Annotated in this window: 17 protein-coding genes; 8 read left to right on the top strand and 9 right to left on the bottom strand. The window is 62.9% G+C overall.

All coding sequences use genetic code 11. The features are described from left to right. Nucleotides 1–13: 13 nt before the first annotated feature. Entirely contained in the window at nucleotides 14–895 is an 882-nt protein-coding gene (locus AC1TQG_RS06815) for a carbohydrate ABC transporter permease (RefSeq protein WP_482136171.1), read from the bottom strand. Beyond that, nucleotides 895–1,851 carry a carbohydrate ABC transporter permease gene (locus AC1TQG_RS06810; protein ID WP_482136170.1) on the bottom strand — a complete coding sequence of 319 codons (957 nt, stop codon included), beginning with the start codon at nucleotides 1,849–1,851 and terminating at the stop codon, nucleotides 895–897. The genes AC1TQG_RS06815 and AC1TQG_RS06810 overlap by 1 nt, the downstream gene beginning before the upstream one ends. Nucleotides 1,852–2,174: 323 nt before the next feature. On the opposite strand from AC1TQG_RS06810, the gene AC1TQG_RS06805 reads away from it, so the two are divergent. Both AC1TQG_RS06805 and AC1TQG_RS06800 read left to right on the top strand, forming a co-directional pair. Next, a complete protein-coding gene (locus AC1TQG_RS06805; protein WP_482136169.1) occupies nucleotides 2,175–2,984 on the top strand; it encodes a DeoR/GlpR family DNA-binding transcription regulator in 810 nt (269 codons plus the stop codon). After that, on the top strand, nucleotides 2,984–3,667 hold the full coding sequence (locus AC1TQG_RS06800; RefSeq protein WP_482136168.1) for an HAD family hydrolase: 684 nt from the start codon (nucleotides 2,984–2,986) through the stop codon (nucleotides 3,665–3,667). The genes AC1TQG_RS06805 and AC1TQG_RS06800 overlap by 1 nt, the downstream gene beginning before the upstream one ends. Before the next feature lie 68 nt (nucleotides 3,668–3,735). Here AC1TQG_RS06800 and AC1TQG_RS06795 read toward each other — a convergent pair whose 3' ends face one another. Then, nucleotides 3,736–4,857 (bottom strand): ABC transporter ATP-binding protein, encoded by a 1,122-nt coding sequence (locus AC1TQG_RS06795; RefSeq protein WP_482136167.1) that lies wholly within the window; start codon nucleotides 4,855–4,857, stop codon nucleotides 3,736–3,738. 214 nt (nucleotides 4,858–5,071) lie between these two features. Between AC1TQG_RS06795 and AC1TQG_RS06790 the strand changes: the two genes are divergently transcribed. Both AC1TQG_RS06790 and AC1TQG_RS06785 read left to right on the top strand, forming a co-directional pair. After that, nucleotides 5,072–5,923: an alpha/beta fold hydrolase gene (locus AC1TQG_RS06790; protein ID WP_482136166.1), complete on the top strand. Its 852-nt coding sequence runs from the start codon at nucleotides 5,072–5,074 to the stop codon at nucleotides 5,921–5,923. A gap of 207 nt (nucleotides 5,924–6,130) precedes the next feature. Beyond that, nucleotides 6,131–7,048, top strand: a complete 918-nt coding sequence (locus tag AC1TQG_RS06785; protein ID WP_482136165.1) for a L,D-transpeptidase — start codon at nucleotides 6,131–6,133, stop codon at nucleotides 7,046–7,048. Nucleotides 7,049–7,124: 76 nt separating this feature from the next. On the opposite strand, the gene AC1TQG_RS06780 is transcribed toward AC1TQG_RS06785, so the two are convergent. Further along, complete coding sequence (locus tag AC1TQG_RS06780) at nucleotides 7,125–9,131, bottom strand: M13 family metallopeptidase (RefSeq protein WP_482136164.1); 2,007 nt, start codon at nucleotides 9,129–9,131, stop codon at nucleotides 7,125–7,127. A 31-nt stretch (nucleotides 9,132–9,162) separates the two neighbouring features. Further along, the gene (locus AC1TQG_RS06775; RefSeq protein ID WP_482136163.1) at nucleotides 9,163–9,840 is read right to left on the bottom strand and encodes a PAS and ANTAR domain-containing protein; all 678 of its coding nucleotides are present in this window, start codon (nucleotides 9,838–9,840) and stop codon (nucleotides 9,163–9,165) included. 458 nt (nucleotides 9,841–10,298) lie between these two features. Between AC1TQG_RS06775 and AC1TQG_RS06770 the strand changes: the two genes are divergently transcribed. From AC1TQG_RS06770 to AC1TQG_RS06760, 3 genes are all read left to right on the top strand, one after another. After that, on the top strand, nucleotides 10,299–11,168 hold the full coding sequence (locus AC1TQG_RS06770; RefSeq protein ID WP_482136162.1) for an ABC transporter permease: 870 nt from the start codon (nucleotides 10,299–10,301) through the stop codon (nucleotides 11,166–11,168). A gap of 70 nt (nucleotides 11,169–11,238) precedes the next feature. After that, a complete protein-coding gene (locus tag AC1TQG_RS06765) occupies nucleotides 11,239–12,294 on the top strand; it encodes a taurine ABC transporter substrate-binding protein (RefSeq protein ID WP_482136161.1) in 1,056 nt (351 codons plus the stop codon). Further along, nucleotides 12,260–13,075, top strand: a complete 816-nt coding sequence (locus AC1TQG_RS06760) for an ABC transporter ATP-binding protein (RefSeq protein ID WP_482136160.1) — start codon at nucleotides 12,260–12,262, stop codon at nucleotides 13,073–13,075. The genes AC1TQG_RS06765 and AC1TQG_RS06760 overlap by 35 nt, the downstream gene beginning before the upstream one ends. Nucleotides 13,076–13,081: 6 nt before the next feature. Here the strand turns inward: AC1TQG_RS06760 and AC1TQG_RS06755 are convergent, their stop codons facing one another. Further along, nucleotides 13,082–13,852 (bottom strand): pirin family protein, encoded by a 771-nt coding sequence (locus tag AC1TQG_RS06755; protein ID WP_482136159.1) that lies wholly within the window; start codon nucleotides 13,850–13,852, stop codon nucleotides 13,082–13,084. Between the two features lie 171 nt (nucleotides 13,853–14,023). On the opposite strand from AC1TQG_RS06755, the gene AC1TQG_RS06750 reads away from it, so the two are divergent. After that, complete coding sequence (locus AC1TQG_RS06750; protein ID WP_482137278.1) at nucleotides 14,024–15,667, top strand: NTF2-like N-terminal transpeptidase domain-containing protein; 1,644 nt, start codon at nucleotides 14,024–14,026, stop codon at nucleotides 15,665–15,667. A gap of 7 nt (nucleotides 15,668–15,674) precedes the next feature. On the opposite strand, the gene AC1TQG_RS06745 is transcribed toward AC1TQG_RS06750, so the two are convergent. The 3 genes from AC1TQG_RS06745 to AC1TQG_RS06735 form a co-directional block, all read right to left on the bottom strand. Further along, the gene (locus AC1TQG_RS06745) at nucleotides 15,675–17,033 is read right to left on the bottom strand and encodes a phosphotransferase family protein (RefSeq protein WP_482136158.1); all 1,359 of its coding nucleotides are present in this window, start codon (nucleotides 17,031–17,033) and stop codon (nucleotides 15,675–15,677) included. Continuing rightward, nucleotides 17,033–18,304, bottom strand: a complete 1,272-nt coding sequence (locus AC1TQG_RS06740; protein WP_482136157.1) for an acyl-CoA dehydrogenase family protein — start codon at nucleotides 18,302–18,304, stop codon at nucleotides 17,033–17,035. Before AC1TQG_RS06740 ends, AC1TQG_RS06745 begins: the two co-directional genes overlap by 1 nt. A gap of 189 nt (nucleotides 18,305–18,493) precedes the next feature. Next, a complete protein-coding gene (locus AC1TQG_RS06735; RefSeq protein WP_482136156.1) occupies nucleotides 18,494–19,069 on the bottom strand; it encodes a TetR/AcrR family transcriptional regulator in 576 nt (191 codons plus the stop codon). Nucleotides 19,070–19,158 lie beyond the last annotated feature (89 nt).

Here is a 19,158-nt window from a genome sequence, read left to right as displayed (position 1 = left end):
GGATGGACGTACTTCAACGCTTCATCGAGGCGCCGGCCAGACCGGCGATGATGAATCGTTGAGCGAAAAGGAAGATCAGAAGCATGGGCATGACCACAAAGGTGGTACCGGCCATGATGGTTCCCCACTGATCGACGCCCTCGGATTCCTTGAGCGACATCAAACCGATGGGCAGTGTGCGCATCTGAACTGTGTTGGTCACCAACAACGGCCAGATGAAGTCGTTCCATTCGTCGATCACCGCGATCAACGCAACAGTGATGACGGCGGGAAGTGACATGGGAAGTGCGAAGAAGAACAGGCGGCGCATGTGCCCGGCGCCATCGAGTTCTGCGGCTTCCATCACCTCCTCGGGCAGTGACAGGAAGTGCTGGCGCAGAAGGAAGGTGCCGAAAGCACTGCCCATCCCGGGCAGGATGATGCCGGCATACGTATTGATCAGTCCGAGATTGCCGATGGTGATGTAGTTGATCAGCAACGTGACGTGACCTGGCACCATCAGGGCGCCGAGAACCGCGAGGAAGATCCACTTCTTGCCCGGAAAGTCCAGGAACGCAAAGGCATAGGCGCTGAAGAGGGCGAGTACCACTTTTCCGGTCGCGCCGATCGACGTCACGATGAGCGAGTTGACGAAGAAATCGCCGAACGGCACCGCGTTCCAGGCGCGCGAGAAATTGTCCCAGACGATCTCGCTCGGAATCCACTGCAGGGGCCACTGATAAATCTCGTTTTCCGGCTTGATCGCCGACGTGATCATCCAGAAGAACGGAATGAAGAAGATCAACCCGACGATGGCCAACAACGGCCAAGCCCACCAGTCTTTGCGCCGAACCTTCTGACGCGGTGTGGGTTTGTCGGTATCGAGGTCAACGGTAGGAGCGGGTAGCAGTGCCATCAGTAGTGAACCTTCCGCTCGATGAAGCGCATCTGAAAGCCGGTGACGAACATGAGGATCACGAACATCACCATCGACCCGGCCGCGGCCGTACCCGCGCTGAATGATTTGAAGCCTTCTTGGTAGATGAACCAGCTCAACGTCGTGGTCGCCTCGGCGGGTCCACCCCCGGTCATCATCGCGATGATGTCGAACGACTGGAACGCACTGATCACCTGCGTCACCACCAGGAAGAACGTGGTAGGCGACAACAGCGGGAAGGTGATGTGCCGGAACGTCTGCCACTGACTTGCGCCGTCGAGTCGGGCTGCCTCCCGAACGTCCTCCGGTACGTTCTGCAGGGCGGCGAGGTACACGATGGAGACGAATCCGACGCCCTTCCAGATCGAGACGATGATCAGCGCCGGGAGGGCCCAGTCACTCGTCGTCGTCCAATGTGGAGACGTGGCGCCAAATGCACCGAACACGGCGCGGGACAGCCCGTAGTTGGGGTCGAAGATGAACAACCAGATCGCTGCCACGGCAGCACCCGACAGGATGTGCGGAGAAAACGCCAGAGCCGTCACGGCGCCCCGCCCGGGGATATTTCGGTTGAACAGGCAGGCCAAAGCGAGTCCGAGGACCAGACTGACAACAACGATGGCAACCACCCAGATCAGGGTGAGGCGCAATACCGATATGAATGCGGGGTCGTTGAACAGCTGTGTGTAGTTGTCGAGCCCGACGAAGAGTGGTTCGGGTGCGATCATGTCCCACTCGGTCAGGCTGAGATAGACGTTTCCGATCACCGGCCAGTATGCGAATACTGCGATCAAGGCGAGGTTGGGCAGCGCAAACAGTACGAAAAGTCGGTAGCTCTTGCGCTTTCGTCTCTTTCGCGACCGCAGCGGAGTCTCACCCCGGTCCGCGGGCGCTTGTGAAGCACGCGCGGGTGAGCGCTGAGCTGTCAGCGACATGTCGGGACCATTCTCTTAGATAACAGTTGAAGTGATACGAGTAGCTAGCCGCGAATCATGTTGCACGGTGGCCAGGGTGGGGTCAAATGGGGCGCTCGGCGGTGCACAAGCACTTTCCTCGGCGGCATCGATTCTCGAAATCTATAGGGGCACAACGGAATAATGTAATCTTTGGATCGGCCGGAATGCGCGGCGGCACCGAACGGGGTGGTCTTGGTCGGAAAGTCTTCCGACGTCGTTCATGGTCTATTCATATCGGTCAAAGTGATATAACTGTCATCGACAAAGTTGTGTCAGCGTGAAGGGGTTTCATGACGCGTCGGATGATCAGCTCTAATCGACAGGAACGGTTGGACGGGATTCTCGAGTGCCTGATGGAGGATGACACCGCATCGGCTCAGAGTCTTGCCATCCAGTTCGGTGTCTCACTGATGACCGTTCACCGTGATCTGGACGAGTTGCAGCGTCGAGGTGTTGTACGCAAGTTCCGTGGTGGTGTGAACATCGATCGCACCAGCAACTTCGAGATCGCGGCCGCACTGCGGCGTCGTCTCGCGTTACCTGAAAAACAGGCACTGGCCGCGGCCGCAGCCGAGGCGGTGCAACCGGGCCAGGTGGTGATGCTCGACGACTCGACCACAGTGGCGCAGATGCTTCCGCATCTGGTGGCCATCGAAGCACTGCGTGTGGTCACGAACTTCCTGCCGACCCTGAACGAACTGGCGGTCGACGGAAATCTCGCCGTCACCGCGTTGGGCGGGGACTACGACCACAGTCATGAGTCGTACCTCGGTGAAGGTGCGGTGCGGGCGGTGCGAGCGATGCGGGTCGACACGCTGTTCTTCTCGACGTCGAGCGCCGATGCCGACGGCATCTACCACCAAGAGGAAAAAATAGTGTCCATCAAATCCGCGATGATCTCGTGTGCGCGTCGCCGGGTCATGCTGATGGACAGTTCCAAGCTCGAGCAGACGTCGTTGCACCACATCGGTGGTTGGGACCATATCGACGAATTGATCACCGATTCCGCTGCACCCGAACGGATTATCGTCGCGATTCGCGATGCAGGTGTCCATGTACGCGTCGTCCCGATCCCTACTCCGGACGATTTCACAATTGAGAGGAACATCTGATGCTTCAAGCGGTCTTCTGGGATATGGATGGAACGATCGTGGACACCGAGCCCTGCTGGTTCGCTGCAGAGATCGCTCTGTTGAGCCGCTTCGGTGTCGAATGGACCGAGGAGCAGGCCGTCGGCCTCGTCGGGAACGCACTGCCTGATTCGGCCGCGATCCTGCAAGCCGCGGGCGCCGACCTTCCGATTCGCGACATCGTGGACGAATTGCTGCAATCAGTGATCGGTGAGGTGTCCCAGTCGATCGTCTGGCGACCGGGAGCGCGTGAACTTCTGGAAGAACTTCGGGCAGCAGACATCCCGTGTGTCATGGTGACGATGAGCGAAGCGCCCCTGGCCGAGGTGATAGCTCGGGAACTGCCCGAGGGCACGTTCGCGTTCCTGGTCACGGGCGACATGGTGAACAACGGCAAACCACATCCTGAGCCGTATCTGCGGGCCGCCGAGGAACTGGCACGGCGTGTGGGTTCGATATCGATGGATCATATAGTTGCCATTGAGGACTCATTGCCGGGCGTGGAATCAGCACGGGCATCGGGTGCAATCACCGTGGGAGTCCCGAACATGGTGGTCCTACCTGACCACCCGCACACCACGACGTGGTCGTCTTTGCAGGGCAAGACCATTGACGATCTGAACGACCTGGTCGCTGCGCGAGTAGGTGTCGTCGAGTCTGCTTGAACCGCGGTCTTCCGCCTCTGCTTGTCCGTCACCTGATTCGCGGGTGACGGACAGGCAGGGTGCGCCGACTACCGGCCGATGGCGGAAACCAGGCGAGAGGCCGGATCGGATTGCGTCAACCGCAGGCCCGTCACCGAGTCGAACAGATGGAAGGCCCCATCTTTCGGTCGCACCCAGACGGTGGAACCGATCGCCGACATGTTCTGGCCCTCCGCCCGGACGACGATGTCACGGCGGATGGCCCCGTCGTCGATGTGTCCGTAGAGGAAGGCGTCGGCTCCGAGTTCTTCCACCACATCAACGGTGACGGCGAGACCCTCTGTCTCGGGCGCCCTTTCGAAGGCTTCCGGCCGGATCCCGACGGTGACGGTCGCGGAGAGCGCCGAATCGAGTACCTCCCGTTCGATCGGATGGATCGAATCACCGAGACGAACCCCACCGTCGACCACTGGCAGTTCCAGGAGATTCATCGCCGGCGATCCGATGAATCCGGCGACGAACACATTTGCCGGCTTCGCATACAGGGTGCGAGGTGTGTCGACCTGTTGCAGCACTCCGTCTTTCAGGACGGCGACGCGATCGCCCATTGTCATGGCCTCGACTTGATCGTGGGTGACGTACACGGTGGTCACCCCCAGGCGCCGGGTCAGGGAGGCGATCTGTGCGCGCGTCTGCACCCGCAACTTCGCGTCGAGATTCGACAGCGGCTCGTCCATCAGGAACACCTGAGGGTTACGAACAATGGCTCTTCCCATGGCAACTCGCTGACGTTGACCTCCTGACAGCGCTTTGGGTTTGCGATCGAGATACTGCTCGAGATCGAGCAGTATGGCAGCTTCGAGTACTCGCGCCTTGCGTTCTGATTTCGGCACCCCCGCGATCTTGAGTGCAAACCCCATGTTCTCGGCAACGGTCATGTGGGGGTACAACGCGTAATTCTGGAACACCATGGCGATGTCTCGATCCTGCGGATCGACGTCGGTGACGTCACGGCTGCCGATGAGGATGCGGCCGGAGTCCACATCCTCGAGACCGGCGAGCATGCGGAGTGACGTTGATTTACCGCAACCCGATGGACCCACCATCACCAGGAACTCGCCGTCGGCGATCTCGAGGTCGAGGTGGTCCACCGCTGGTCTGTCGGTCGAGGAGTATGTACGGGTGGCGCGGTCGAAAGTAACACTGGCCATGGGAAATCCCTTCACGGGCAGGAACGTGCCCGACGATCCGTTGTGAATGGGCGTAGATGTCGCCCCTTGTACTGAACACAACGTGGATGGACGAAAGGCGATGCGTTACCGACCAATAGATGAATCGGGCATGGCCATGACACGGACAAACTCCCGAGGTGCGAATCTGCACCCAAGTGGCCCATGAAAGTGGAACACGTTCTAGTCTGATTCGGTGGACGTGACCTATGAGAACAGCAAGCGAGAATTGCAGACCGACGCCGGGGTGTTGCGCTATCACGAGGCGGGCTCCGGGCCGCCGCTGATCCTGCTCCACGGGTCGGGTCCAGGCGTGACCGGTTGGCGCAACTACCGGGGCAACATCGATGTCTTTGCGCGAACCCACCATTGCTACGTCTTGGAGTTTCCTGGATTCGGGGTCAGTGATCCGGTCAAGGGTCATCCGGTCCTGACCGCAGGCTCGTCGGTGATCCGGTTCATGGACGCCCTCGGTATCGAGTCGGCACCGATCATCGGCAACTCGATGGGCGGCGTCGTCGGCATCAACCTGGCCATCAAGAAACCGGACCGGGTCAGCAAGCTGGTGACCATCGGCGGTGTCGGGCCAAATGTCTTCAGTCCCAGTCCGAGCGAGGGCCTGCGGTTGCTCCAGGAGTTCACCGATGCGCCCGACCGCGAAAAGTTGATCCGCTGGCTGACCGGGATGGTCTACAACCGTGATCTGATCACCGAGGAACTGATCGAAGAGCGCTGGGAAGCGGCGATCAATCCGGACGCGCAGGCGACCGCCCAGATGATGTACGGCTCGGCGGCTTTCGAGATGCAGCAACAGTTCATGGCCGCCTCTGACACCCCTCCGTACTGGGCGATGATGCACAAGGTGACCTGTCCGACCCTGCTGACCTGGGGACGTGACGACCGGGTCAGCCCGCCGGACATGGCGATGCTCCCGATGCGGCTCATCCCTGAAGCCGAGCTACATGTTTTCCCCAAATGCGGGCACTGGGTCATGATCGAGGCCAAGACGGCCTTCGAGGGAGCGGTTCTCGATTTCCTGTCGCGCTGAGGTCGGCTGTCTTTATCGTCCGCTGAAATGCGGTACACCAGCGTATTCATCAGATTCATCGGCATTCCACGATCGATATCGTCGTGGTTGGGTGACTTCGTGGTGAATGGTTGTGCACTGACGTATCTTGGGCAGTCTGGCGCCGATCGACGTTTCCGGCGCGGTGGGGGCGCTCTGTCGCACGGGGGATGACCAAAGGGACGTTGCATGCAGCTCGGCATGATCGGTAGGCGCTTCGTGGGGCGTCTGGCATTTGCCTCTGTGGGTTGCGCCCTGGTCGCCGGCGGTTCGGTGGTGTCCGTACAGGCCGATCCGATCTGGCCGGGTGGCCCGGATATCCCCGGGTTGTCCACGCCGAGCACCCCGGTGCCCGAGTCGGCCGATACGAAACCGTCCGAAGGGCAGCCCCTGGCACGGGCCAATTTCTCCACTCCCGCCCTCGATCCAGCCGACGGTGAAACAGTCGGCATCGCAGCGCCGGTCATCATCTCGTTCACGGCGGCCATCGACGACAGGAAAACCGCCGAGAAGGCGATCCGGGTGTCCACAGAACCTGAGGTCGACGGCACCTACCGCTGGGTGGGCAACAAGGAGCTGCGCTGGAAGCCTGCGGGATTCTGGCCGGCCGGAACCAAAGTCAAGGTGCAGGCCGGAAGTGCGGCCTCAGGCTTCACCATCGGAGACGAGTGGGTCGCGGTCGCCGACGACAACACCCACCTCATCACGGTGACCGTCGCCGGCGCGACGGCCCGCACCATCCCGACATCGATGGGCGCCAACGAGAATCCGACACCCAACGGCACCTACACGGTGGGCGAACGCTTTGCCGACATGTACATGGACTCCTCCACGGACGGTGTGCCGGTCAATTCGCCTGGTGGCTACCGCACCTACGTCGAGTACGCGGCCCGGCTGTCGAACAGCGGCATATTCCTGCACGCGGCGCCATGGTCCGTCGGCCAGCAGGGCAACACCAACGTCACGCGCGGTGGCATCAACGTGAGCACCGACGACGCCAGGTGGTTCTTCGAGAACGCACCCAAGGGTGCCCCGGTCATCGTGCAGAACACCGTCGGCGGAACGGTCGATCCCACCGACGGGCTCACCGACTTCACCGCTCCCTGACCCCGATGATGTGCCCTTTTGGCGAACAAACCCGCAGGTCAGCGTCGCCAAAAGGGCACATCATCGGGGTGCGGGGCTACCAGATGTGGACGCGTTCCGGCTCAGGGAGATAGAGGGCGTCGTCGGTCTTGACGTCGAAGGCGTCGTAGAAGGCGTCGATGTTGCTGATCACGCCGTTGCAGCGGAACTCCGGCGGTGAATGCGGATCGATGGACAGCCGACGGATCGCCTCTGCATCTCGAGTCTTGGTGCGCCACACCTGCGCCCACCCGTAGAACACGCGCTGCAGACCGGTGAGGCCGTCGATCTCGGGAGCCGGCTTTCCGTCGAGTGCGATTTGGTAGGCCACCAGTGAAATCGACAGCCCGCCGAGGTCGCCGATGTTCTCGCCGATCGTGAACTCGCCGTTGACCTTGTACTTCTCGTCGAGTCCCTTGGGCGTGAAGTGGCTGTACTGCTCGATGAGTTTCTTTGTCCGGGTGCTGAATTCGGCGCGGTCGGCGTCGGTCCACCAGTCGATCAGGTTGCCGTCGCCGTCGTACTTGGCGCCCTGGTCGTCGAAGCCGTGACCGATCTCATGCCCGATCACCGCGCCGATCCCGCCATAGTTGGCGGCGTCGTCGGCCTCCGGGTCGAAGAACGGTGGCTGCAGGATTGCCGCCGGGAAGACGATCTCGTTCATGCCCGGGTTGTAGTAGGCATTGACGGTCTGCGGCGTCATGAACCACTCGTCGCGGTCCACCGGTTCGCCGATTTTGGCGAACTCCCGATCTTCTTCGAAAGCGCTTGCGCGGGCGATGTTCCCGAAGAGGTCATCGCGCTCGATGGTCAACGAGGAGTAATCCCGCCAGGTGGCCGGGTACCCGATCTTGGGCGTGAACTTCTCGAGCTTCACGAGGGCCTTCTCGCGGGTCTCCGGGCTCATCCAGTCCAAATCGCTGATGTTACGGCGGTAGGCCTTCACCAGGTTCTCGATGAGCTCGTCCATCCGGGCCTTCGCCTGCGGTGGAAAGTGTTTGGCGACATACAGTTTGCCGACAGCGAAGCCGAGGCCCTGCTCGACCAGGCCGACACCGCGCTTCCAACGGTCGCGGATGATCTCGGAGCCGGTCAGCGTCTTGCCATAGAATGCGAAGTTCTCAGCGACGAACTCATCCGACAAGTACGGTGCGGCCGAGTGCAACAGCCGCCACTGTGCCCAGAGCTTCCAATCGGCCAGATCGCGCTCGGCGAAAAGCGCCGCGACACCAGAGATGAACGAGGGCTGCCCGACGACCACTTCGCCGAACGTTTCGGAGGCCGGGGTGCTCAGCCCGGCGGTCCAGGCGTCGAGATCGAAACCGGTTGCCTCGGACTTGAATTCGGCCAACGTCCGCAGGTTGTATGTGAGGTCGGCGTCACGACGCCGGACGACATCCCAGTGCTGGGCGGCGATTGCCGTCTCGAGATCGACAACGGTCGCGGCGGCACCTTCGGGATCGTCGAAACCGGCCAGTTGCAACATCTTTGCCACGTGCTCGCGGTACGCGGCGAGCGACTCGGCATGGTTCTCTTCGCGGTAATACGATTCGTCGGGCAATCCGAGCCCGGACTGCGTGATGTGGATGAGATAGCGGTCGGACGCCTTGGCATCTGTGTCGACGTAGTAGCCAAGCAGGCCACCGATGCCCCGGCGCTGCTGCGCGCCGATCAGGCGGGCGAGCTCGGTGCGGTCGGCGGCCGCGGACAGCGCGGCGAGATCGGCCCGGATCGGTTCGATGCCGAGCGAGTTGATCCGTTCTTCGTCCATGAAGCTGGCGTACAGGTCGCCGATCTTCTGGGCATCACTGCCGGGTGCAGGCGAGGACTCGGCGCACTCGGTGATCAGGTCGCGGACGTTCTCCTCGGCGCGATCACGGAGCACATGGAATGCGCCGTCCACGGCGCGATCGTCAGGGATCACGTGGTCGCGTAACCACACGCCGTTCACATGTTCGAAAAGGTCGTCTTGCGGTCGCGCGGAATCATCGACCCAGCGCAGGTCGATTCCGGACCGGGGATCCGGTGAGTCGGTGGCGGCAGCGGTCTCGGTTGATGAAGTCACCAGACCATCCTGGCATCTTCGGACCGGTTCGTCAGCTGCCGTTGATCGCAGTCCCCTCCTCCAGGTGTGCGGTGAGCAGCAGATGGTCGAATCCGCGACGGCTCTCGTCGCTGATCGGAACCGCGGCGACCACTGCATCGACGATGTTCTGGGCCAGCGCGCGGAGTTTGGTGTTCGTCTGCTGCGAACGCCAGGTCAGCACTTCGAACGCCCGATCGTCCGAGATCCCGTAGGTGAGCATCAACATGCCTTTGGCCTGCTCGATCACCGCCCTGGATGCCGCAAAGTCCTTGACCGCGGCGTCCATCGTTTCTTTCAACTCTGTTTTGTGTGATTCCGTAAGGTCCACATAGAAACCTTCGGTGCCGATCAGCTTTCCGGATGGGTCTGTCATCCGGTCGCCGATCACGAGTACGTGCCGAACGTGTCCGCTGCGGTCGATGATGCGATGCCGGCTGCTGAACGCCTTGCCTTCGAGAAGTTCTTCGACGACGTGCTCGACGCGCTGACGGTCGTCCGGGTGTTTGTGCGAAAGCAGCAACTCGGTGGTCGGGGTGACCTCGCCGGGGCCGTAACCGTGAATCGCGGCGACCTCGTCGGACCAGAACCACTGCTGCGCTTCGATGAGGAAGCGGAAGCTGCCCGCAGACTGAATGACACCCCCGAGCACTTTTCCAACTTGCTCGGCGCCGGTGCTGTCGCTCTCCATCACTTGCTCCCTCGTGACCAATAGCAGTGGTTGTCGGCCACCTGACAATCGTCCAACGGACATGACCCTCTGGCAACGCAGCCCGCGTATCCGACGAGCTAAGGATCATGTAACACGAAGCTGCGATCTCAGGAGACGACGGCCCGCCGCATATCAGCTATGAACCTACCGGTAAAGGTTTGAACCTGGACCAAATCCAAAGCCGCGGCGGCCGGATCTGCCGGGCTAACGTGACGCGGTGTTCATGACAACCCTGGTGCGCCGGCTCTCGGTGGACCTCTGCCGCATCGGCTCGCAGAGCTGTTGTCTGTGAGTATCTTTCCGTAGGTCACCCGCTCGGAACCTTCGGTGTGATCCGGAGGTCGATCGAACTTCCGTCGTGCGCACCGTCGGCCTTGGCGCCGTCGGCCTTGGCGATGACTTCTTCTTCCTTCTCCACCAGCCACCAGGGGTTCGTAGTGTCCGTAGTTCCCGCCATCGAGAAGCCGTCGCATACGGCCGGTGCGAATGCGCCGCCCTCACACCGTCGTGGGGCGCGGGTCCGGCCGCTGCTGTCGCGGGTCGGATTGCCCATCGTCTCGCTGGTCGTGTTCGTGGCGCTCTGGCAACTCGTGGTCAGCCTGAAACTGTGGAACGAGACCCTGGTGCCGCCGCCGTCCGCGGTGTGGGACGCCTTTGTGAAGACCTCGACCACCAATGACGGGGTGCGGGGATACGCAGGCAAATACCTGTGGGAACACCTGCTGATCAGCCTGGAACGAATCGGATACGGCATAGCCATCGGCATCGTGGTGGGAATCGCCTTCGGCCTGCTGATGGGCACCTTCAGCAAGGTTCGTGCGCTGTTCGAACCCTGGATCACGTTCCTGCGCACACTTCCGCCACTGGCCTACTTCTCCTTGTTGATCATCTGGCTCGGTATCAACGAGGAACCCAAGATCACGCTGCTGGCGATCGCAGCCTTCCCGCCGGTTGCGGTGGCGACCACATCGGCTGTCCTGGCCGCACCGCAAAGTCTGGTCGAGGCCGCAAAAGCGCTGGGAGCCAGCAGGTTCGATGTCATCAAAGACGTGGTGGTGCCCTCGGCGCTGCCGGAGACGTTCACCGGTATCCGGCTCGCGGTCGGCGTTGCATACTCATCTCTCGTCGCGGCCGAACTCGTCAACGGACTCCCCGGGATCGGCGGAATGGTCAGGGACGCATCCAATTACAACAACACGCCGGTGGTACTGGTCGGGATCATCGCCATCGGAGCCTCCGGTCTGATCATCGACGGCCTGCTCCAGTTCATCGAGCGCAAATCCGTCCCATGGCGCGGCCGGGTCTGATCGTCACCATCCCCAGGCGCACTGCACTTCTTGCACAACGAACTCCCACTAGAGAAAGAACCAACCTCCCATGAGTCGCTTCCCTATATCTGTTCGCCTGCGTCGGCCGTGGGTGGCGCTTGTCGCCGCGTTGTCGGCGCTGACTCTCACACTCGGTCTGGCCGGCTGCTCCGACGACAGCGAGGGTGGCAAAACGATCACCATCGGCTACCAGTCGTTCCCCAGCGGCGATCTGATCGTGAAGAACCAGAAGTGGCTCGAAGAAGCTCTTCCGGACTACACCATCAAATGGACCAAGTTCGAGTCCGGTGCCACGATCAACCAGGCCTTCATCGCCAACTCGATCGACATCGGCGCCATCGGATCGAGCCCGGTCGCCCGTGGCCTGTCCGGAACTTCGCCGATCGAGTACAAGGTGGCGTTTGTGCTCGACGTCGCCGGTGACAACGAAGCACTCGTCGCACGCGATGGGACCAATATCAACAGTGTTGCCGAGCTGAAGGGCAAGACCATCGGCACGGCGCTGGCGTCCACCGCTCACTACAGCCTGCTCGTCGCGCTGGAGCAGGCCGGACTGTCGGCCGACGACGTCAAGATCGTCGATCTGCAGCCCCAGGCCATCCTCGCGGCGTGGGAACGCGGCGACATCGATGCGGCCTACACCTGGCTGCCGACCCTCGACGAGCTCCGCAAGACCGGTAAAGACCTGGTCACGAGCCGGGCGATCGGTGAATCGGGTAATCCGACCCTGGATCTGGGTGTGGTCTCGAACAAGCTGATCAGTGACAACCCCGAGGCAGTCGATGCGTGGCGCAAGGTGCAGGCCCGCGCGCTGGACCTGATCAACACCGATCCCGCGGCCGCCGCCGAGTTCGTCGGCCAGGAACTCGGAATCAGCGCCGACGAGGCCCTCGGTCAGCTCAAGCAGGGCGTCTTCCTGACCCCCGCGCAGATCGCGTCGCCGCAGTGGCTGGGCACACCCGGAGCGGTGGGGAACATCGCCAACAATCTGCTCAGCGCCGCGGAGTTCCTGTTGGCGCAGAAGCAGATCGAGAAGGCTCCGACCCTCGAAGAGCTTCAGCAGGCGATCTATGTGGAAGGTCTGCCGGGTGCCCTCGACCAGTGATGAACCGTCGGCGCCTGCGATCCGGCTGGACAACGTCGAGCATCGTTACGGCACCGGGGCCGATGCGGTGACCGCGGTGGGTCCGGTGTCGCTGGATGTGCCTGCCGGGGAGTTCTTGGTCCTGGTCGGGGCATCGGGATGTGGCAAGAGCACGTTGTTGCGACTGATTGCCGGCTTCGAACAGCCCACCGAAGGTGAGATCGACGTGCTGGGCCGGGCGCCGGTCCCTGGGGAATCGGCCGGTGTCGTGTTCCAGCAACCCCGGTTGTTCCCGTGGCGAACGGTCGGCGGCAACGTCGATCTGGCGTTGAAGTACGCCGGAGTGCCGAAGGCCGAACGGACCACGCGTCGAGACGAATTGCTCGAGCGCGTGGGTCTGGAAGGGACCGCCCGGCGCCGGATCTGGGAGATCTCGGGAGGTCAGCAACAGCGGGTCGCGATTGCCCGGGCGCTCGCGGCAGAGAATCCGCTGTTCCTCCTCGACGAGCCGTTCGCGGCTTTGGACGCGCTGACACGTGAGCGGTTGCAGGAAGACGTCCGGTCTGTCAGCACGGACACCGGCCGGACGTCGGTGTTCGTGACCCACAGTGCAGAGGAAGCGGTGTTCCTTGGCTCGCGGATCGTGGTGCTGACGAAACGGCCGGGCAAGGTCGCCCTCGACCTGAAGTTGGATCTGCCCCGCGGTCGGATCGAGGGCGACGAGCTCCGGAACTCGAGTGAATACAACGCGCTGCGTTCGGAGGTCAGTCACGCGGTGAAGGCCGCTGCGGTGGCCGTCTAGGCCGGGTCAGCCACCCAGGGCGCGGTGCATCTCCCAGATGAGAACCTCGGTGGCGGTGATCGCGGTGAGTCGTTCGCCGCCGCCACCGGTGATCCGGACCGTGTCTCCGGTGTGGAGGTCGTCGGCGACGGCTTCGAGCCGGGCCGACCCGGAGGCGACGAACACATGACCCCAGGGGAGATCGGGCAAGGTCACCGATTGACCGGCATCGAGCCTGGCGACATGGAACGCGACCGAGCTGTTCGCGATCCGGATCGCCGAATCGTAGGCGGGCATTCCCGAGGCCACGGTCACCAGCGCTCCGGACCGTAACTCGTCGGTGACGTCGAGTTGTTCGTAGCCGGGTTCGGTGTCGGGGTCGTCGGGCAGGACCCACATCTGGATGTAGTGCACCGGGGTGGCGCCGGTCGGGACCGGGCGGCCGGCGCGGATCAGCCCACCCTGCCAGGTGTCGTTGCGCTCGGAATGCGTGACACCGCTGCCCGCGCTCATCCGTTGCGCCAGACCTGGATAGATCACACCGGAGTGGTCCATCGAATCCTGGTGGACCAGTGACCCGGACAGAACCCAGGTGACGATCTCCATGTTGCGATGTGGGTGGGTGTCGAAGCCTTGCTGTGACGCAACGGTTTCGTCGTTGTGTACCAACAGGACACCGTGATGTGTGTTGTCCGGATCGTAGTGGTCGCCGAACGAAAAACCATGCCGCGAATCGAGCCAGTCGAGACCGGTGAAAAGTCGCTCGTTCGCACGAAGAGGAAAATATCTGGAGCTCACCTTTCCAATACTCCGCCACCGTGGACTGATGGTGCAAAAATAGAAATCGGCGTCTGATGCAGCCGGGGCGCACGTGAATTAAGGGTAGTTGCGAGATCGTTACGACCTCGTAAGCAAGTTGAGTACCACATTCGTGACCTTCACCCTGTTACAGGAGTGAAAATTGTGACTATGCGTCGTTCCCCCGGCCGCCTTGCGGCCGCATCCATTTTTGCGCTTGTATGCGCACTTGCCGTTGCTTCCTGTGGCAACCTCGGCAAGTCCACCGACACCGGGGCCGGAGCGATGCTGAGCGACTTTGCCAAGGCGATCGAAGACCAGGATCCCAGTGCCACCGCCCTGCTGACATCGTCGCCTGAATTGGCCATGAAGTCGTACGAGGCAACGTTCGACGGGATGGCCGCGGAGAAGGTCGACGTCGATATTCAACGCGCCGAGGAATACTCGGATGGCACCGCCACCTTCGAGGCCAAGACCACCTGGACCCTCGGGGAGGACCGCGAGTTCCAGACGACCACGCAGGGTTCGGCCCGAAAGCTCACTCCGGGCTGGCGGGTGCAGTGGGAACCGGGACTGCTCACCGAAGACCTGCCTGCCGGCGGCAGCCTGCGTCAGGTCCGCACCGATGCCACTCCGGCGCCCGCGGTCCTCGACCGTTCCGGCAAGCGGATGCTCACGTTGCAGACGATCAACAACATCGTCCTCGACCCGGCCGCGACCGGTGATGTCCCAGGCTCCGTCGCGAAGCTGGCAACAACCATCGAACCGCTGGCACAACTGGTCACGCCGGAGGTGATCAACCGCCAGCTGGCCGACGCCGGTAACAAGCCGGTAACGGTTGTGTCGGTTCGTGACTCGGACATGATTGCGCTGGCAGGCGACCCGGCGGCGATCCCGGGGGTGACGATCGGCAAAGAACCCAAGCTGGTCCTGCTCGACCGGCGGCTCGATTCACCGGTCTTCGACGGTGTGCGCGACTATTGGCAGGCAATCCGTGATGCCACCTCGGGCTGGGCCGTCCAGACCGTTGTGCCCGGGCAGGCGCCGGTGCAGCTCGCCGGTGAGCAAGGACCGCCCGGACCCGACGTGACCACGAACATTGATCCGAACATCCAACTCGACGCCCTCGACGCCGTGGTCGAGGTGGCGCAGCCGGCATCGATTCTGGTGGTGGATGCGAACACCGGACAGATCCGGGCGGCGATGCGCAACGACCAGGCAGAAGTCTCGGACATCAGGATCGACAAGAAGTACACCCCGGGCACAACCCTGGGCCCGGTGGCCGACGTGATCAACCGCGAGGCCGGGTCCGACGACGCCAAGGCCAGGCAGTTGCTCGCCCCGCTGGGTCTTGCCGTCGACTTCACTGTCGCCGGTGTTCGCCCCGCGGGCACCGGTGGTGAGCAGGGCACTGTCAAGCCGATGACCTTCCGGTCCGAGGATCTGCGGGTATCGGCACTGAACATGGCGACGCTCGGCGTGGCCGTGGCCCGCACGAGCTCGGTGGCCCCATCCGTCATCGCAGGCGTGCCCGGACAGGTCGAAGGCGGTGAACTCGGTGCCGTCGATCCCGAGGTTCTCGCTGCGGTCGAGGGCGCCATGAAGGCCACCGCCGCCGACGGCAATGCCAGTGACCTGGTGAATGCCCCCGGTCTGCGAGCGCTGGTGGGAACCAATGGACCCCAGGGCCCCGGCTGGTTCGTCGGGATCCAGGGCGACCGGGTGTTCGTCGTCTACTGCGAAGGTGAGCGGTCGGGTAGTGCCGCACTTGCTGTGGCGCAACGCTTCCTGACCCCGCGGCCGCATCCGCAGTAAAACGCTCTCACAGCTCCAGATACCGCGGATTGGCGACCATCAGCCGATCGGTGACAGCGGTCCGCACCACCGCGATGATCCGCGGGTCCTGCGGGTTGGCCTCACCTGATCGGATGGCCAATGCCAACTCGGTCTCGGAGTCGAAGCCCAGCTCTGCCAGTGCGGCTCGCTGACGGTCGAAAGGGCCCGAGCCGGCGTTGAGTTCACGTTCGACGATGTCGAGGACGTTCGCGGCAACGCGGGCCTGAAATCGTGTTGCGTCCCCGACGTCGTCTCCGGCCATCACCGCGGTGCGGAGGAACTCGGACACCGCATTGACCAACTCGGCGGCCGTGGGACGCCCGTAAAGATCGGGTTGTGTTGTGGGATCGGGTGAATAGGTGGCGGTGGCAGGACGGCCGAGCGCCAGCAGGATGTCGTGTTCCTGTTCGCAGACGCGTCGGCCGATGGCCGCGAGTTCAACCGAACGCTGCCTGCCGGACAGGTGCCTTTCGGCCATCTGCGCACAGACGATGCTCCACCAGACGGTGCGATAGAGCTGCCACCACCGCACCGCCTCGATGTCTGGTCGTGCTCCGGCGATTTCCGCGTAGCCGTCGAGTAGCTCGTCGACGGTCCCGAATCCGCCGACCTCCGGTGCGGTTCCGAATCGCCAGCACTTGACCAGCAGCCAGCCGAGATCTTCTCGGGGGTCGCCGATATGGGTGAGCTCCCAGTCCAGGACCGCGGCGAGCCCGGTGTCGGAGATGAGTAGGTTCCCGTTGCGGAAGTCGCCGTGCACCACAGTCTCGGGCACCGGGTCCGGTTGGTACAGCGCCAGCGCGGCCAGCGCGATCTCGGTGACCGCAGAGGGGGTGTCGAGGTCGAGATACTGCTGCCGTAACTCGTCGAGTCCGCTGCGGACTCCGGTCTGCAGGGTCGGCACCGTCGACAGCGGGATCGAGTGGATACGGGCCAGGGTGCGGCCGAGTTCGGTGGCCAGGCCCGCGCGCGCCCCGGCGTAGCGCGCGTCGCGCAACAGCTTTCGTGGGATCGTCTCGCCGTCGATGTACTCACAGATCAGGTAGGGCGCGCCGAGCGCCTCGGTGTCGTCGGAGAAGTCGATCACCCGCGGTACCCGGACACCGGCCCTCGCAGCGGCCGAGATCGCCTCGGATTCGCGGCGCATACCCAGTGGCTCGTGCATGGCATCGGGTTGACGTCGCAGGATCAGTCGTTGCACATCCGTACCACGGTGGCAGGTCAGCGACCAGGTCTGCATGTTGGCGCCTGCGGTCAGTCTGTGCAGATCCTCGACCCGAACGTCGTCGTCGAAGACCACGCTGAGTCGGGCGGCGAGCAGCTCGCCGATATCGTTCTCCGACATCAGCTCTGGTTCGCGGGTCGGTTGCGGCGCGGACCGGCATAGCCGAACAGGTAGCCGGCGATCTTACGGATCTGTACCTCGTCGGAGCCCTCGGTGATCCGGTATCGGCGGTGGTGTCGATAGATGTGCTCGAAGGGCAGGTGCCGGGTGTAACCCATGCCGCCGTGGACTTGGATGGCCTGGTCCGCGGCGTCGCAGACGAGCCGGTTGGCGCGATAGTTGCACATCGACACGCGGTCGCTGATCTCCGTATGCGGGATCCGGTCCATCTCCCAGGCGGTCTTGCGGACCAGTCCGCGGACCATCTCGGCCTCGGTGTGTAGCTCGACCAGCGGGAACTGGATCGCCTGCCGGCTCGACAGTGGAGCCCCGAAAGTGATCCTCTGCCTGGCGTATTCGACGCTGCGGTCAATGCAGTACTGGGCCGCACCGACTCCCGAGGCGGCCTGGCGGATCCGATTCTCGTGTACGAACGTCTGGGCAACCGCGAGCCCTTCGCCTTCTTCGCCGAAGATCGCTGACTCCGGTACCTCGACGTCGGTGATGGTGACCTCGGCGTGGTCGGTGGGCATGTTGAACGTCCACCACTGGAAGTCGACCGAGAATCCGGGGGTATCGGTGGGTACGAAGAAGGCGGTGATCCCCCGTGCATCGCCGTCTTTGCCCGATGTCCGAGCGAACACCACGTCGTGGGTGGCGTTGTGCATGCCCGAGTTGAATCGCTTGCCGCCGTTGATGATCCAGGAATTGCCGACCTGATGGGCGGTGGTCTCCATCCAGGTGGCGTCACTGCCGTGATCGGGTTCGGTCAGCCCGAAGCCGATCCGGGCCTCGCCGCGGATCATCGGCTCGAGGAACTCGTCCTGCTGCTCTTTGGTGCCGTGGCCGAGCAGCATGTGCGCAAACGGGAAGTTACCCACGATCGATGATTCGTTCTGCAGGTCGTTGTGCAATCCGAGTCCCTTGTGCGCCAGGTGTTCCCGGATGACCGCCATGTCGAAGTTGCTCCCACCGCGGCCACCGATCTCGGTGGGCAGTGCATACCGTAGCCAGCCGGCCTCGTCGGCGAGTCGGCGCATCTGGCCGAGCAGCTCTTCCCACTCGGGGCGTGGCACACCACCGCCCTCGAAATCGGTGCGTGCCCACTCGCGGCGGTGGTCGAAGAAACGGACGTTGTCGTCGGCCTCCTGGAGTGGCCGGATCTGCGTGTCGATGAACTCGTCGATCTCGCGCAGAGTGCTGGTGATCGCCTCGGGTACGGCATAGTCCACGGCTGGATCCTTCCCGTTGACGGTTTCCGGTGAACAATTGTTCACCAGTGACCGTAACGGGTTTCGGGGATCGCCCGCAGGCGATGGGCGACACCGACGTGGGTACCGGGGTGTTCGCGACTGCGGCGATTCGGAACGGCGACGACCCCCGATGGGCCGGCCGGTGAGGACGAAAGTGACCGCGTGCTATCAGGCTGTCGCACAAGCGGGTATGGCGTGGTCGATGAGGACCTCGGCGGCGGCACGGGCGTGGTGTGCGACTTCAGGATCACCGCAGATCGCCGACATCGCCTGAGCCCCTTCGGCAAGGATGGTGAGTTGGATACCGAGCGATCCTCCGCCTCCGGCCTGGTCGACTAGGTTTGCCATCAGCCTTTGAAACGCCTGCTTGTGCTCGCGGGCCGCGGCGGCAACGGCCGGGAACGTCGCACCGAGTTCACCGAAGGCGTTGATGAAACCGCATCCCCGATAGTCGTCTTGGCCGAACCAGTCGAACAAGAAGTCGTAGATCGCAAGGATCTTGTCGCGGGGAGTGGGGACCTGGTTGGTTGCCTGGGCAACGCCGGACTCCCACATCTTCCGGCGGTGATCGAGCACCGCGAGCACCACATCGTCCTTGGACGGGAAGGTGGCGTAGAGCCGTTTCAATGAGACCTGGGCTTCCGCCCGGATCTGCGCCATCGTCACAGCCTGGATGCCATGGCTGTAGAAGAGCCGGTCCGCGGTTTCGATGATCAGCTCGCGGGACTTGTCAATGTCTTTCATCGGTACCGCCTTGCGTGGAGAACGAACATTCTCTAGAGTAGCAACAACAACGGAGAATCATCATTCTCCGTGGGTTTGAGCTCCAAACT

It is taken from the genome of Williamsia sp. Y844, from assembly GCF_056786475.1.
Note: the sequence above shows the minus strand (reverse complement) of the source record. Positions and strands in the feature narration are given on the sequence as shown.